The organism is Sphingomonas sanxanigenens DSM 19645 = NX02, from assembly GCF_000512205.2.
Classification (GTDB): Bacteria; Pseudomonadota; Alphaproteobacteria; order Sphingomonadales; family Sphingomonadaceae; genus Sphingomonas_D; species Sphingomonas_D sanxanigenens.
The window spans coordinates 3,169,027-3,185,340 of record NZ_CP006644.1; the positions used below are offsets into that span (position 1 = coordinate 3,169,027).

Sequence of the window (16,314 nt, forward strand, 5' to 3'; positions counted from 1 at the left end):
ACAGGATCTGTTGCGATGCGACAGTCGCTTTCGACATCAACGGAGACTGTTCATGCGCATCTTCCTCACCGGCGCCACCGGCTTCATCGGATCCCATCTCGTACCCGAACTGCTTGCCGCCGGGCATGAGGTACTCGGGCTGACGCGATCGGATGCCGGCGCGCAGGCGCTGGCCGCGGCGGGCGCCGAGGTGCATCGCGGCGACCTCGAGGATCCCGAAACGCTCAGCGCAGGCGCGGCGCTCGCCGATGCCGTGATCCACACCGCCTTCGACCATAACTTCACCGATTTCGCCGCCAATTGCGCGAAGGACGAGCGCGCCATCCGCGCGCTGGCGGCACCGCTCGCGGGCACCGGGCGGCCGCTGCTCATCACCTCGGGCATCGGCATCGGCATCGCCGAACCCGGCACGCCCGCCATGGAAGACGTCTTCGACACCCACCATCCCAATCCACGCACGCTGACCGAAATAGCGGGTGCCGCGGTGCTGGCCGAGGGCGTCAACCTGTCGGTGGTGAGGCTGCCGCAGGTCCACGACACCGTGAAGCAGGGGCTGATCACCTATTATGTCGCGATGGCGCGCGCGAAGGGTGCGGCCGCCTATGTCGGCGATGGCGGCAATCGCTGGTCGGCCGCGCATATCGGCGATGTCGCGCGTCTCTATCGGCGCGCGGTCGAAGCGGGCGAGGCCGGTGCGCGCTACCACGCCGTCGCCGAGGAAGGCGTATCGTTCCGCGCAATCGCTGAGACCGTCGCGGCCGGTCTCGGCGTTCCCGCCGTCTCCGTCCCGCCCGGGCAGGCGGCGGAGCATTTCGGCTGGCTGGCGCTGTTCGCCACGCAGGACCTGAGCGCATCGAGCGCCTGGACGCGCGCGCGGCTGGGCTGGCAGCCGACCGGCCCCGGGCTGATCGCCGATCTCGAGCGGATGGATTATACCAAGCTGCGATGAGTGTAACTCATCGCAGCTTGGTTAAGCCCGCGCGGCGCCTGAGCGAAACCCTCTCCCGATCGGTCGCAGACCGAGCGGGACGGTATTATGTCATGGCACGTCCGCAGTCCTGATGAAGGCCGCAACGTCCTGCGGGTGCGCCAACATCACCGCATGGCTGCTGCTGATCTCCACCGTCTTCGCACCGGCGCGCTTCGCCATGCCGCGCTGCGCGGAAGGCGGAATCATATGATCCTGGGTGGTGACCATGAAGTGCGTCGGCTTGGTCTTCCAGGCGACGCGGGTGATCTTGGTCTGCACCGCCTCCAGCCCCCACGGCACCTGCGCCGCGGCCATGAAGCGCGTCACCTTCGGATCGACCTCGGCGGCGAAGGCGGCGGGGAATTTGGCGGGGTCGGTGATCAGATAGCCGTCCTTGGGCGGCAGCAGCGGCGCCTTGCTCTCGCCCGGCGGCACCGGCTGCTCCGCCAGCGACAGGATCGATTCCCCCGCCGCCGGCGCGAAGGCGGCGATATAGGCGAGGCTCTTCACCTTGGGATTGTCCCCCGCCTCGGTGATCACCGCCCCGCCATAGGAATGGCCGACCAGCACCACCGGATGTTTCGCCATCGCGATCACCCGCTCGGTCGCAGCGACATCGCCCGCGAGCGTGACCGTAGGGTTCTGCACGACCAGCACCTCATAGCCATCGGCCGACAGCAGGTCGTAGACCGCCTGCCACCCAGATCCGTCGACGAAGGCCCCATGGACGAGGACGATCGACACCGGCTTGCCGGTTTCGGCTGCGGCGACGGTTGGGCTGACGACGGCGAGCATGGCGGCGGCGAGCGCGGATGCGGTGCGGATCATGGCCTCTTTCCCTTCCTGCTGAACGGAGGCCCCCAGCATAGCGCATGGCGGGGCTCAGCCGGGTGAATAGGGGTAAAATCCGGTGCATTGCGGGGGGTTCAGGGGGTGGGACCACGCGATTTTACCAGCTTTAACCCCGCCCCTCCCCTCCAGCCTGTACCCTTCCGGCCATGCGCGCGCCCAGCGCCCGGGAGACCGCCCTTGAAGCTGCCGCATGATGGCGACCGCGACATCCGCACCGACCTGAGCCCCCTCAACCCGCTCGGCCGCGCCTATAAGCCGCAGTGCGAGGCGGTGAAGCTGCATTGTTCCGACGCCGCCCAGCAGCGCAACCGCAGCCGCACATTGTTCGCACTGGCGCTTGGCAGCTTCTGCATCGGCACCTCCGAATTCGCGAGCATGGGCATCATCCAGCTCTTCTCGGCCAGCCTCGGCATCACCATTCCGCAGGCGACCAACGCGATCACTGCCTATGCCTTCGGCGTGATCATCGGCGCGCCGCTCGTCACACTCGCCGCGGCGCGGCTCAACCGGCGCACGGTGCTGCTCGGGCTGATGGCGCTGTTCATCGTCGGCAACCTGCTGTCCGCCGCGGCATCCGATCTGGGGCTGCTAATGGTCGCACGCTTCGTCGCCGGGCTGCCGCAGGGCGCCTATTTCGGCGCGGGTGCGGTCGTCGCCTCCTACATCGTCGGCCCCGGCCATTCGGGGAAGGCATTCGCGATCGTGATGGCGGGGCTGACCGTCGCGACGATCTTCGGATCCCCGCTTGCCACCATCCTCGGCCAGACGCTGGGCTGGCGCGAAACCTATGTGGCGGTGGCAGCGCTCGCCGGCTTCGCGCTGCTGGCCATCCACCTGTGGGTGCCGCGCAGCGCCGCGTTGAACGGCAGCCCGGTGATGCAGGAACTGAGCGCGCTGCGCAAACCCGCGGTCTGGGGCGTCATGCTGGTCGCCGCGATCGGCGTTGCCAGCATCTTCGCGGTCTACACCTTCATCGGCCCGCTGGTGACCGACACCGCGGGGCGCACCCCCGCCATGATCCCGGTCGCGCTCGGGCTGTTCGGCCTGGGCATGACCGCGGGCAATCTGTTCGGCGGGCGGCTGGCGGATGGCAGCCCGGTGCGGGGCATCGTCATCGGCTTCGGCTGCGCGCTCGTCGTCCTCGCCATCCTCGCGATGGGCGGCGCCAATGTCTGGATCCTGCTGCCGGCGATGTTCGGCGTGGGGGCGACGATGATGACGGCGATCCCGACCATCCAGGTGCGCCTCACCCGGCTCGCGCCCGAGGCACCGTCACTGATGGGCGCGATGAACATCGCCGCGCTCAACGTCGCCAATGCGGTCGGCGCCTGGGCCGGCGGGATCGCGATCGGTGCCAGGCTGGGGCTGCTCGCCGCGGTCTGGGCCGGCTTCGCGCTCACCCTGGCGGGCCTGCTGATCTTCGGCCTCACCCTGATCGGCAGCCGCCGCCGGCCATTGCCGGCATGAGCACCCCCTGATCGCTCAGCCGTCGCCTTCGGGGCCTACGTTGGAGACGAAGCGCGCGGTCAGGTCGAAATTGTCGGCGTTGAAGATCAGGCGGACATAGGTGATCGATTCCTTCTCCCGCCACGTCCAGCGCTGCAGCACGAGGCAGGGCTTGTCGGGCTTAACCCCCAGCGACTTGGCCTTCTCCCCGGCCGCCACCGCGGTGATGCGGTGCTCCGCCTCGGTCCACGGCACGTGCGACAGCAGCCAGCTTCCCGGCGGCGTCTCGGAGAAATCGACCTCGGCCGCCTGCGGCACCGCGGCCAGATTGATGAAGCGCTCCTCCAGCGCATAGGGCAACCCATCCGCCAGATGGAGGCAGCGGATCGCCAGCAATTGGCCGCTGGCGGGTAGCCGCATCACCTCCCCGGTCTCGTCGTCGACCGCCTGGACGAGGCTGCTGAGCAGATGGAGGCGATAGACATGCCCCCGCCGCTCGATCTCCTCGCGCAGATCGGGGATCTGCAGCGCCGCCATGTGGATGCGTGGGCGCGTGACGAACGAGCCGCGGCGCCGCTGGCGAGAGATCAGCCCGGTGGTGGCGAGGCTCGACAGCGCCTTGTTCACGGTCATCCGCGAACAATCATATTGCGCCATCAGTTCATGTTCGAACGGGATGCGATCGCCGGGCTTGAGCGCGCCCGACATGATCTGCGTCTCGATCGCGTGGCGGATGGTCTGGTACAGCGGCCGGGTTTCGGGGGCCGTGCGCTTCTTTTCGATCAACACGCATCTCCCTCGCGGAAGGCCAGCATTCGGCGACGATGGCGGGCGACCGGAAGCCGCCCGCCATCCCCGCGACCCGATCAGCGATAACCCGCCTCCTCGGTAACCTTGAGCGTCGAGGCTTCCTGGTCGGGATAAGCGAACAGCAGGTTGAATAGCATCTTGTAGGTGCCATGCGTCTGCCCCCGCCACTGCGGCCGGAAGCCGTAAAGGAAGACGCGGCCCTTGCCATATTCCACCTCGAGCGCCGCCGCCCGGCCGCGCAGCTTTTCCGGGTGGAGCAGCACGCCGCTGAGCAGCGGATTGCCCTCGGTCGGGTAAGACGCCAGCACATTGCCCTTGAAGCCGCGCGCCGGCTGGAAAACCGGCCCCTTCTCGAACATCACCACCGGATCCGCCGGCATGCCCGCAGTCGCGCGCGATGGCGTGGCAAGCTTCACCTGCAGCAGCGCGCCCGAACAGAAGAATTCGTCGCTGCGCGCATTCTTGACGATGTTGGTGACCGGCAGCGCGAACAGGTCGATCGCCGCATCCGCCGCATTGTTGAAGGTCACCAGCGTGCCGCCCTCGGCGACGAACTTCTTGAGCGCGATCGCGCCCTCCTCGCCGATGCCGCCGGTATAGCCCGCGGGCGCATCCTCGGGCTTGAGGCCGTTCAGCAGCGAATCGCGGCCGCGCAGATCGGGCAGGATAATCACGTCATATTTGGCGGAAAGGCCGCCCTTCTTCATATCCTCGTTGCGGATCGACGAAGCGCCATACTGATATTGTTCGAGCAGCCAGCGCGTCCAGCCCTCGTCCATGTTGGAGCCCCACGGGCGGTAGAGGCCGACGCGCGCCGCCTTGACCGCGGTCGCCTGCGGTGCGGTGGCGGTCGCCGTCGCGGTGGCACCGCTGCCGGCAGCGATGGCGGCCATCGCATCGGCACCGATGCCGCTCAGCACGATCGAATCCGGGGTCAGCGCGATCTTCGCGCCGCGCTTCGCCGCCTCGTTCGCGGCGAAGAAGCTGGCATTGACTTTGCGGCTGAGCAGGAAGGTGGAGCCGGAACCGGTCACCCCGCCCTGCTCGCGCGCCTCGGCCACGGGTGTCAGCGCTGCATAGGCGTCCGCCGCCGGCTTCGCGGTCACCGGCTCGGCGATGACGCCGAACTGCAGCGGCAAGGTCCAGCCGGTCACGTCATAGGGAAGATCGACGGGCTTGCCGTCACCGCCCATGATCGCGTCCGGATATTTCTGGCGCTCGAACAGTTCCTGGACGAGCCCGGCATAGGGCTGATCCATGCGGATCACCCAGGACCCCGCCGGATAGGGCTTGCCGCCCAGCGTCACCGGCGCGTTCGCGCGGTTTACGATCACGCCCTGCTGGATCAGCTTCTGCGCGAGCGACGCCGCCTCCGGCGCGTCCGCCTGGCCGCCGGGGATCACCCAGGCATAGGGCCCTTCGCCGCTGGCGCCCTTGCTGATCGTGTCGCGCGCCGCCTGATAGCGGTTGTAGAGCAGCACGTCGCGATAGCGCACGGCGGTATCGAGCACGGACATCGACGCGACCGTTTCATATCTGATCGAATCGGCGAAGTGCCACCAGCCGCCCTTCCACGGCGAGGGATACATCACCTGCGCCTTCATATCCTGCATGTTCCGGGGAAACTTCTTCGGATCATAATATTTCGGCGTGGCCGAACTGTGCGCGACTTCAGTGAAGAAGGAAATCGTGTGGCGGAACACATGGGTATAGTCGAGGAAGCCCGGATACCAATTGTCGAACCGCGCCTGCGCGATCGCACCGGGCATCTGCCGTTCCTCGAACGCGTTCATCATGTTGACGCCGATCGCGGTCGTCCAGCTGCGCATATAGGGGCTGATGTTGCTCGACATCGGATCCGAGAAGGGCGGCACCCAGATCCGCGCGGGGAACGGCGCAACCTGGTGGTGCGTGTACCAGATCGTCGGGCTGTAGCTCTGCTCGGCCTTGAAGACGTTCTGCGACTCGATCATGTTGAGCATGTAGCCGTCACGGTTGTTGTCGTGGCCGACATAGTCCTGGTACAGCCACGGCATCGCGCTGGTTTCCCATTGGGTACCGCGCTGCTTGCGATACCAGTCGACGACCATCGTCATCCCGTCCGGATTGAGCGTCGGCCACAGCACCACGATGACGTTCCTGAGGATCTTCTGGACCTCTTCGTCATTGGGCGACGCGACAAGCTTGTAGGCGAGCGCCATTGCGGACTGGTGCGCGGAAACCTCGGCGGCGTGCAGGCCGCCATCGATATGGACGATGATCAGGCTGTCCTTGGCGAGCGCCTTCGCGGCGGCGTCGTCGAGCCCGTCGGCGGTGGCGAGGCGCTTGTGCGCCGCGACCGTCGCGTCCCATTTCGCAAGATTTTCGGGGCTGGAGATGATCGCATATTCGTAGGTGCGGCCCTGCGTGGTCTTGCCGGCGGTCACCATCTTCATCTTGTCGGTCGTAGCGGCGAGCTTGTGGAAATAGTTGACCGAGTCCTCGTAGCTGGCGAGGTAATAATCCTCGCCGACATCATGTCCGAGAACCTCCTTGGGCGTGGGCTGTGCCGCGACGGGCGCCGCCGCCAGCACCGCGGCGATTGCACCGGTCATCGCCATCGTCGAAAGTGCCAGTCCCCGCTTCAAACCCGCCATGCTTTTCTCCATCCCGATGCAACCCCGTGCGCGCGTTGGGCGCGCATCCGCCAGATCGTCCTCTCCGCCCGTCATCTTGTTACGCGAGCATGACGCTATCGGGTTCATTTTGTATATACAATACCCCCAGTTGCAAATTTCCGCGCCGCGCATCGGAGGCTGGGCGCAGGGATTTTCCAACACTGTCCGGCAACACGCCCCAACATTCAGGATTGCGACAGATGCATTCACCTCGCGATGCATTTAACATAACTGCACTCACATACCCTAATCAGGGTATCGAGCCATCTGATCTTCATCGAATCTGTAGTGGGCGAAGCTGCAGAATACGAACACTGCCTAATGATCAATAAATCTTCGCCGATGTGGTGATGGCTACTGATTGCCACGAACTTTTTCATGCGCTAAGTTAAGGCTAAGTCGGGGAATAACAGATTCGCAGTTTTGCGTCGCGTTTGGTGGGGGCCAAGCCGTTGATGATTCGAACCTTTCTCGCATGCTTCTCGCTGCGGCCCCTGCGCCGCCCGGCGTGGCACCCGTTGCCCATGCCGCCGCGCGCCTGACCCTGACCTTTCATTCCGATCTCGGCCGATAGCTGCGCCTGAAGCCAGGTCTGGCCCGTCGCTCAGCACCAACCCGTTTCGAAGGATCCGACGATGCCGACCTACAATGGAACCACCGGTCCGGACACGATCACCGGCGATCAGGCGGGGCCCGCCGAGGACACGATCAACGGCGGCAATGGCAATGACGTGCTCACGGGCGGTGAACTCGCCGATATCCTCAACGGCGGCGCCGGCACTGACACGCTGAGCGGCGGCAATGGCGACGATACGCTCAACGGCGGCGCGGGTGCCGACACGATCAATGGCGGCGATGGCGACGATGTGATCCTCTATAGCGCATCGGGTGACCCGGTCGCGGGTGAGCAGATCGTCGGCGGCGCCGGCTTCGATGTGATCCGCGGATCGACGGGAGCAACGCTGGACCTGTCGGTGGTCACGATCGCGGCGGACGTCGAAGGCCTTGATGTTTTCGGAACCGTCAGATTGACGGCACTGCAGCTCGATCGTTTCAGCTACATCTACTCATATGGATATGCGATAGAGATCGCGAGCGCCGGCATCATTTCGTTGAACGGCGCCACCCTGCTGAACAACGTCAACATCTATCTCTCGGCCAGCGGGAACACGCTCGATTTCACTGGTGCCGACGCAGACAATTACGCCGCCATCTACGGCGCAACCGGAAACGACAATGTCACGGGAACGGCCTTCGGCGACTATCTGTATGGCGATGCCGGTGACGACATTGTGAACGGCGCCGACGGGGCGGACACGATCGACGGGGGCACCGGCACCAACACGCTGTCCGGCGGTGCCGGCGACGACACGATCTATTCGGTTTCGGTTCTCGATACGATCGACGGCGGCGCGGGTACGGATACCCTCTACATCGATGCTTCGGCCATGACGAGCGGTGTCGTCAGCACGCTCGCGATCACGGGCGTCGAAACGCTCGGGTATCTGTATCTCACGCAGTACGACGACATCGTCTCGCTTGCGAACGTGTCGTTCACGACCGGTGGAACCGTCTATCTGCTGGAAGGCAATGATCAGGCGACCGGCAGCATCGCTGGAGACATCATCTATGGCGGCGGCGGTGACGACCAACTGAGCGGTGGGGCTGGCGACGATGAATTGATCGGCGACAGCGGATCGGACACGCTCAGTGGTGGTGACGGCAATGACGTCCTTCGTTCCTACGCTGATGTCGATAGTTTCATGGATATCGACACGCTTGCCGGCGGCAGCGGCGACGATCGGCTGTTCGGCGGCTATGGCGACAACCTCGATGGCGGCGCAGGCGTCGATACGCTTTCGATCGAATACCGCTATGCGCCATCCGGGCTGATGCTCGACTTTTCCGTCCTCTTTACCGGCGGATCGATGCAGGTGGGCGGCGGCACGCTGCAGGGTTTCGAACGTTATGGCTATCTGACCGCCAGCGAATTCAACGACGTGATTTCGGTGGGCGACGCGTCGGAAGACAGCTCCGTTCTGTATCACGGTATCTGGGGCCATGGCGGCGACGATACGCTGAACGGCGGATCGGGCAACAACACCTTGCTGGGCGGCCTCGGCCGCGACATCCTGAACGGCGGTGCCGGCATCGACACCGCCGCCTATTACGATCTCACCGCCGGTGTCGGCGTGAACGTCAACCTCAACAGCACCGCAGCACAAAACACGGTCGGCGGCGGCGTCGATACGCTGAGCAGCATCGAGAACCTGATCGGCACCGCCTGGAACGACACGCTGGTCGGCAACAGCGGTGACAATGTCATCGAGGGGCTGACCGGCGACGACGTGATGAACGGCGGCGCGGGCATCGACACGCTGAGCTACGAGCATACCAGCGCCTCGGTCAGTGTCAGTCTCGCGATCACCGGGGCACAGTATACGAGTGCGGGAAATCAAACGATCAGCGGTTTCGAGAACCTGACGGGATCGAACCTCGGCTGGGACACGCTCACCGGCAACAATACGGCCAATGTGATTGCGGGCCTTGCCGGTATCGACACCATTTATGGCGGCGGCGGAAACGACACGATCGATGGCGGCGCAGACGGCGACACGCTCTATGGCGAAGCCGGCGTGGACACCATCGATGGCGGCGACGGCAATGACAGCATCGATGGCGGCGCAGGCATCGACATTCTGCGCGGCGGCGCGGGAGACGACATCATTTATGTCTATACTGTCGCCGACATCGTCGCCGGCGAACAATATGATGGCGGCACGGGCTTTGATACGCTCAGCCTTTACTTCCAGGCCGATGTCGATCTCTCTGCGACCGCTCTGACGGGCATCGAGTTTCTGCAACAGGTCAATTATTATCATAATGTCTCGCTCAGGTCAGAGCAGCTCAACGGTCTGAGCCAGCTCTACGGCGATTCCTTCACCCTGACCGATGGCGGATCGGTCGCGCTGAACGGCGCTTTCACGCAATCGGTTGGCGTCTTCCGCCTCTCAGCCGCCGGCAATGTCTTCGACATGACGGGGGTCACCGGGCAAAGCGGATACCGCATCGAGGGCGCCGGGGGCGCGGACGCGGTAACCGGGTCCGAGAATGACGAGCAGATGTTCGGCGGTGGCGGCAATGACCTGCTTTCGGGTGCTGCCGGCAATGACACGCTCAACGGCGAGGCCGGGATCGATACGCTCAATGGCGGCAACGGCAACGACACGCTCGACGGAGGCACGGGCGCGGACGTTCTGAGCGGCGGCGCGGGCGACGACTATATCTATGTCTATGACGTCGCGGACATCGCCGCGGGCGAACACTATGATGGCGGCGCCGACTACGACACGCTCAGCCTCTATTTCCAGGCCGACGCCGATCTTTCCGCCACCAGCCTTGCAGGGATCGAATTTCTTCAACAGGCATATTATGGCTACAATGTTTCACTGACGGCCGCGCAGCTCGACGGGCTGGGGCAGATCTACGTCCGCGGACTGACGCTGACCACCGGTGGATCCGTTTCACTCGACGACACCAATGTGAGCGCCGCGGAGTTCTTCTATCTTTCCGCCGCCGGCAACAATTTCGACCTCACCGGTGCCACGGGCCAGGCGGCATTCACCGTGCAAGGCGCTGGCGGCGCGGACACGGTGACGGGTTCCATCGGCAATGACGGGCTGTACGGCGCCGGCGGCAACGACGTGCTGAATGGCACGGACGGCCTGGACAGCCTGTATGGCGAGGCCGGGATCGACACGCTTAACGGTGGCGAGGGCGACGACGCGCTCGATGGCGGCGCCGGTGCCGACATCTTGAACGGCGGCGCAGGCAACGATGTGATCTACGTCTATGACGCGGGCGACATCGCGGCCGGCGAACTCTATGACGGCGGCAGCGGCGAGGACCGGCTCGATCTCTACTTCCAGGCGGATGTCGATCTTTCCGCCACCAGCCTTACCGGCATCGAACTGCTCCAGCAGTCCTATTTCAGCTACACCATCTCGATGACCGCGGCGCAGCTCGACACGATCGGCGGCCTCTATGTCCGCTGGGTGGCGCTCACGACGGGTGGGTCGGTGACGCTGAACGACACCGATGTGTCGGCGAACGAAGCCTTCTATCTTGCGGCCGCCGGCAACAGTTTCGACCTGTCGGGCGTCACCGGGCAGAACGGCTTCACCGTCTATGGCGATGTCGGCAACGACACCGTCACCGGCTCGATCTACGGCGACAATCTGAACGGCGGTGCCGGCAGCGACACCATCAATGGCGGCGACGGCGGCGATGTGCTCGCCGGAGGGCTCGGGATCGACCATCTGAGCGGCGGCGGCGGCGACGATTTCCTCGATGTCGGCGATGTAGACGACATCGGCATCCCCGATATCGCGGGAGAGACCTACAGTGGCGGCACCGGCTTCGACACGTTGCGCTATCATACCTTGTACACGACGGTCGACTTCTCCGGGACGACGATCGGAACCGACATCGAGCAGCTCGATACGAGTGGCTCGACGACCTATCTCACCGCAAGCCAGCTCGGCAATTTCACCCATCTGCAGAGTATCGGCGACATCTATGTCACCACGTCCGGCCTTATCAACCTGGCGGGCGTGACCTTCAATGGCAGCGTTGGCGTCATTCACCTCAACGACAGTGGCACTACGCTGATCCTGACCGGCGCGCTGAATGGCGGCGTGACGGTCCATGGCGGTATCGGCAGCGATCGGGTCGATGCGACGAGCGGTAGCGACCTTGTGCAAGGCAACGAGGGTAATGACACGCTGAGCGGCGCGGCCGGCATCGATTACCTCTATGGCGAAGCCGGCAACGACATCCTTCTGGGCGGCGTCGGCAACGACACGATCGACGGCGGCGACGGCAGCGATACCGCGAGCTACGCCGAGGCGACCTCGGCGGTGAACGTCAACCTCAACACCAATGTCGCGGCGGGCGGCCACGGCTCCGACGCGCTGTACAGCATTGAGAACATCATCGGCGGCAGCGCGAACGACGTGCTGACCGGCAACGCCGAGAGCAATGTCCTCGAAGGCGGCGCCGGCAACGATACGATCAACGGCATGGGCGGCGCCGACGTCGCCAGCTACGCCGGCGCCGCGAGCGCGGTAACCGTCAGCCTGGCGGTCACCGGCCAGCAGAACACGCTTGGCGCCGGCCTCGATACGCTGACCAATATGGAAGGCCTCGCCGGCTCCGAATTCAACGATACGCTGACGGGCAACGCCGCAATCAATTCGCTGCTGGGCAATGGCGGCAACGACCTGATCAACGCGGGTGACGGTGCCGACGTGCTGGGCGGCGGCGACGGCAACGACACCCTCAACGGCGAAGGCGGCAACGACGTCGTCAATGCCGGCGCCGGCAACGACATCGTCGATGGCGGCATCGGCAACGACACGCTCAACGGCGGGGACGGTAACGACGTTCTGGCCGGCGGCGCCGGCACCGACACGCTGAATGCCGAAGGCGGAGACGACAGCTTCGCGGTCAGCGGCACCGTCGATGCGGGCGACCGCTTCATCGGCGGCAGCGGCATCGACACGCTGCTGTCGCAGTCCGCGACGCACCTCGACCTGACCGGCGCGATCATCGACGCGGACGTCGAGCGGGTGGTCAATACCGGCGCGACCGTGCTGCTCACCGCAGCCCAACTCGCTGCGTTCAGCATCGTCGAGGCGGATACCGTGCGGCTTTCCGGCGGCGGCACCGCCGACTTGACCGGAGCGACGCTCGCCATCACCGGTAGCATTGCCGGATCGGGCTTCGTGCTCAGCGACGCGGGCAACACGCTGATCCTGAATGGCGTGAGCGGTGGCTACCGCATCAACGGCGGCACCGGTGCCGATACGGTCACCGGCGCGCTGGGCGCCGATCAGATCGCGGGCGGCGCGGGCAACGACACGCTGAACGGCGATGCCGGCAACGATGTGATCGAAGGCGGCACCGGAGCGGACACCCTCAACGGCGGCGCCAATGACGACCTGCTGATCGGCGGCGACGGCAACGACGCACTGGATGGCGGCGACGGCATCGACACCGTGAGCTATGCGACGGCGGCTGCCGGCGTATCGGCGAACCTCGCCACCGGCAGCGCCACGACCGGCGGCGAGACCGACACGCTCGCGAACATCGAGACGCTGATCGGATCCGCCTTCGCCGACACGCTGATCGGCAACGCGGGCGCCAACACGCTCTCCGGCGGCGCGGGCAATGACGTCATCGATGGTGGCGACGGCAATGACCTGCTGGATGGCGGCACCGGCGACGATGTGCTGACCGGCGGATCGGGCAGCGACATCGCGATCATCGCGCTGATGTCCGCTGATGCGGTCATCGAGCCGCGTGCGGATGGATCGGTGGTCGTCTCCAGCCTGTCCAACCCGGGCTTCGGCACCAAGACGCTCACCCAGATCGAGTTCATCCGTTTCCTCGATGGCGACGTGCCTGTCGTCAACGACATGACGCCGATCGTCGGCACCTCAGGCGACGATCTGCTCGAGGGCAATGGCGGCCCGAACACGCTCAACGGCCTGGCCGGCAACGACCGGCTCAGTGGCCTGGCTGGCAACGACACGCTGGATGGTGGCGCCGGCAACGACATCCTCAACGGCGGCGACGGCATCGACACCGTTTCCTATGCGACCGCGGCGGCGGCCGTGACGGTCAGCCTCGCGCTGAACGGCCCGCAGGCGACCGGCGGATCGGGCAGCGACACGCTGTCCAACATCGAGAACATCACCGGTTCGGCCTTCGCCGACCGGCTGACCGGCAGCGCCGGCGCCAACACGCTGGCCGGCGGTGCGGGTGACGACCTGCTGGTGGGCGGCGCGGGCAATGACGTGCTCGACGGTGGTACCGGCTTCGACACCGCCAGCTATGCGACGGCGACCGCCGCGGTGGTCGCCAGCCTGCTGACCGGCAGCGCCACCGGCGGCGCCGGCACCGACACGCTGGCCGGCATCGAGGCGCTGACCGGCAGCAATTATGGCGACACCTTCACCGGCGACGGCGGCAACAACCGGCTGAGCGGCGCCAACGGCAATGACGTGCTGGAAGGCGGCGCCGGCGACGATACGCTCGACGGCGGCACCGGCATCGACACCGCCAGCTATGCGGGCGCCAGTGCCTTCGTAACGGTCACGCTCGGTACCACCATTGCCCAGAACACGGGCGGCGCCGGCACCGATACGCTGGTGCTGATCGAGAACCTCATCGGTTCTGCTTTCGCCGACGTGCTGACCGGCAATACCGGCGCCAACACCATCACCGGCGGCGATGGCGACGATCTGATCGATGGCGGCACCGGCCGGGTCGGCGACATCCTGTCGGGCGGCGCGGGCATCGACACGCTGAGCTATGCCAGCGCCACCGCGCGCATCACGGCGAACCTTTCGGTTACCACGGTACAGTCCACGGGTGCCGCGGGCAGCGACACCGTCTCGGGCTTCGAAAACCTCATCGGCTCCACCTATGACGATGTTCTGACCGGCGATGCCGCCGCGAACGTCCTGACCGGCGGCAATGGCAACGACGTGCTGCAGGGCGGGCTCGGCGACGATCGGATCGAAGGCGGCGCCGGATCCGACACGGCGAGCTTTGCCGCCGCGACGGCCGCGGTCACCGCAAGCCTCGTCACCAACAGCGCAACCGGCGGTGCCGGCACCGACGTGCTGGTGGCGATCGAAAACCTGACCGGCACGGCCTATAACGACGTGCTGACCGGCGACGGCAATGCCAACACGCTGAGCGGCGGCCTGGGCAACGACCTGCTGATCGGCGGCCTCGGCAATGACATCCTCGACGGCGGATCCGGCACGGACACCGTGACCTATGCCGACGCCGCCTCGGGGATCGCGCTGACATTGGTCGGCACCTCCGGCCAGAACACCGGCGGTGCCGGCACCGATGCGGTGCGCAACATCGAGAATGTGATCGGATCGGCCTTCGCCGACACGCTGACCGGCAATGAGTATGGCAATGTGCTGACCGGTGGCGACGGCAACGACGTGCTGCAGGGCGGACTCGGCAACGACACGCTGCAGGGCGGCAACGGCATCGATACGGTGACCTATGCCGCGGCAAGCGGCGGCGTGCGCGTCAGCCTGGCGATCACGGTCGGCCAATCGACCCTGGCGGCCGGCGGCGACACCCTGTCGGGCTTCGAGAACCTCACCGGCAGCGCCTATGACGACCAGCTGACCGGGGACGCCGGCGCCAATGTGCTGACCGGCAACGCCGGCAATGACGTGCTGGCAGGCGGGCTCGGCGACGACACGCTGGTCGGCGGTGCGGGCAACGACACCGCCAGCTATGCCACCGCCACCAGCGCCGTGACGGTGAACCTGGCGCTGGCGACCGCGCAGAACAGCGGCGGCGCCGGCACCGACACGCTGTCCTCGATCGAGAATCTCACCGGATCGAACTTCGACGACATCCTCACCGGCTCGATCCAGATCAACATCATCGCCGCGGGCTCGGGCAACGATACCGTCGATGCCGGTTCGGGCAACGACACGGTCGACGGCGGCGCCGGCAACGACGTGCTGCGCGGCGCTGCCGGCGACGATGTGCTGACGGGTGCGGCGGGCACCGATACGCTGACCGGCGGTGCCGGCGCCGACCTGCTCACCGGCGGCACCCAGAACGACCGCTTCGTCTACCTCGCCGCGGGCGACAGCACGCTCACTGTGACCGACCGCATCCTCGACTTCGCGGCGGGCGACATCCTCGACGTGTCGGCGGTGGACGCGGCCAGCGCGGCGGGCGACCAGGCGTTCGGCCGGGTGGCGACGGTCACCAGCGGTGTCGCCCAATACACGCTGGCGTTCGACGCGGGCACCAACACGAGCACCGCCAGCTTCTACGTCAATGGCGATGCCAACGCCGACATGGTGATCCTGTTCACGGGCGACGTGACGGCGTTGACGGCATCCTGGGTGCTGTAATCCATCGGTCCCCGGCGAAAGCCGGGGACCGTCGGGTGGCGATATCAGCCCGGCCAGATCCTGATGATATGCACTGCCGCGACAGCCGCGATCAGGATCGCCTCTGGCCGCTCGACCAGCAACGCATCGAGCGGCGCCATCGCGTAGGCGGCACCCCCGGCGTCCACCGTCGTCTCGCCGGTCGCCAGCACCACCAGCGCCGCGGCATCGCCTGCCGCGATCGCCGCCGGGAAATCGGTCACCCGATCCACCCTGCCCCGCCACGCGCCGCGGCGGACCATCAGGTTGAGATCGCGCACCGCGCCGCCCACCGGCCGGCCATGCGCCGGCGCATCCCCCGCAAAGGAGAACGCGCCGGCCTCGGGGGTCAGCCGAACCGGTGCGTCTCCGGCGACGGCCAGTTCGAGATCCCCCTCGAGTACGGAAAGCGAGCGGTCGACATCAGCAAAGGCGGAGAAAGGCCCCGCCGCCGCCACGTCGGCGATGCTCAACCGCCAGCCGAAATCTTCCATCCCCGCGTCGGGCGGAAAGAAGAGCAGATCGCTCGTCGTGCCCCCGCCATTCTTCCATGGCTTTGCAACGCGATCGGCGGCGGGGAGCAGCCGAACCATGC

At 66.1% G+C, this 16,314-nt stretch carries 7 protein-coding genes; 3 read left to right on the top strand and 4 right to left on the bottom strand.

Translation table 11 applies throughout. The features are described 5' to 3' along the window. The first annotated feature begins 52 nt into the window (after positions 1–52). Complete coding sequence (locus NX02_RS14600) at positions 53–949, top strand: SDR family oxidoreductase (protein WP_025292942.1); 897 nt, start codon at positions 53–55, stop codon at positions 947–949. Positions 950–1,039: 90 nt separating this feature from the next. Here the strand turns inward: NX02_RS14600 and NX02_RS14605 are convergent, their stop codons facing one another. Next, complete coding sequence (locus tag NX02_RS14605) at positions 1,040–1,798, bottom strand: alpha/beta fold hydrolase (protein ID WP_245648594.1); 759 nt, start codon at positions 1,796–1,798, stop codon at positions 1,040–1,042. 201 nt (positions 1,799–1,999) lie between these two features. On the opposite strand from NX02_RS14605, the gene NX02_RS14610 reads away from it, so the two are divergent. Further along, entirely contained in the window at positions 2,000–3,289 is a 1,290-nt protein-coding gene (locus tag NX02_RS14610) for an MFS transporter (protein ID WP_025292944.1), read from the top strand. Between the two features lie 15 nt (positions 3,290–3,304). Here NX02_RS14610 and hutC read toward each other — a convergent pair whose 3' ends face one another. Both hutC and NX02_RS14620 read right to left on the bottom strand, forming a co-directional pair. After that, on the bottom strand, positions 3,305–4,057 hold the full coding sequence (gene hutC, locus NX02_RS14615; RefSeq protein WP_025292945.1) for a histidine utilization transcriptional repressor HutC: 753 nt from the start codon (positions 4,055–4,057) through the stop codon (positions 3,305–3,307). A gap of 77 nt (positions 4,058–4,134) precedes the next feature. Next, the gene (locus NX02_RS14620; protein ID WP_039997576.1) at positions 4,135–6,714 is read right to left on the bottom strand and encodes a M14 family metallopeptidase; all 2,580 of its coding nucleotides are present in this window, start codon (positions 6,712–6,714) and stop codon (positions 4,135–4,137) included. A gap of 656 nt (positions 6,715–7,370) precedes the next feature. Between NX02_RS14620 and NX02_RS14625 the strand changes: the two genes are divergently transcribed. Beyond that, the gene (locus NX02_RS14625; RefSeq protein WP_025292947.1) at positions 7,371–15,701 is read left to right on the top strand and encodes a calcium-binding protein; all 8,331 of its coding nucleotides are present in this window, start codon (positions 7,371–7,373) and stop codon (positions 15,699–15,701) included. Between the two features lie 44 nt (positions 15,702–15,745). Here NX02_RS14625 and NX02_RS14630 read toward each other — a convergent pair whose 3' ends face one another. Next, positions 15,746–16,312 (bottom strand): HutD/Ves family protein, encoded by a 567-nt coding sequence (locus NX02_RS14630; protein ID WP_025292948.1) that lies wholly within the window; start codon positions 16,310–16,312, stop codon positions 15,746–15,748. Between the last annotated feature and the right edge of the window lie 2 nt (positions 16,313–16,314).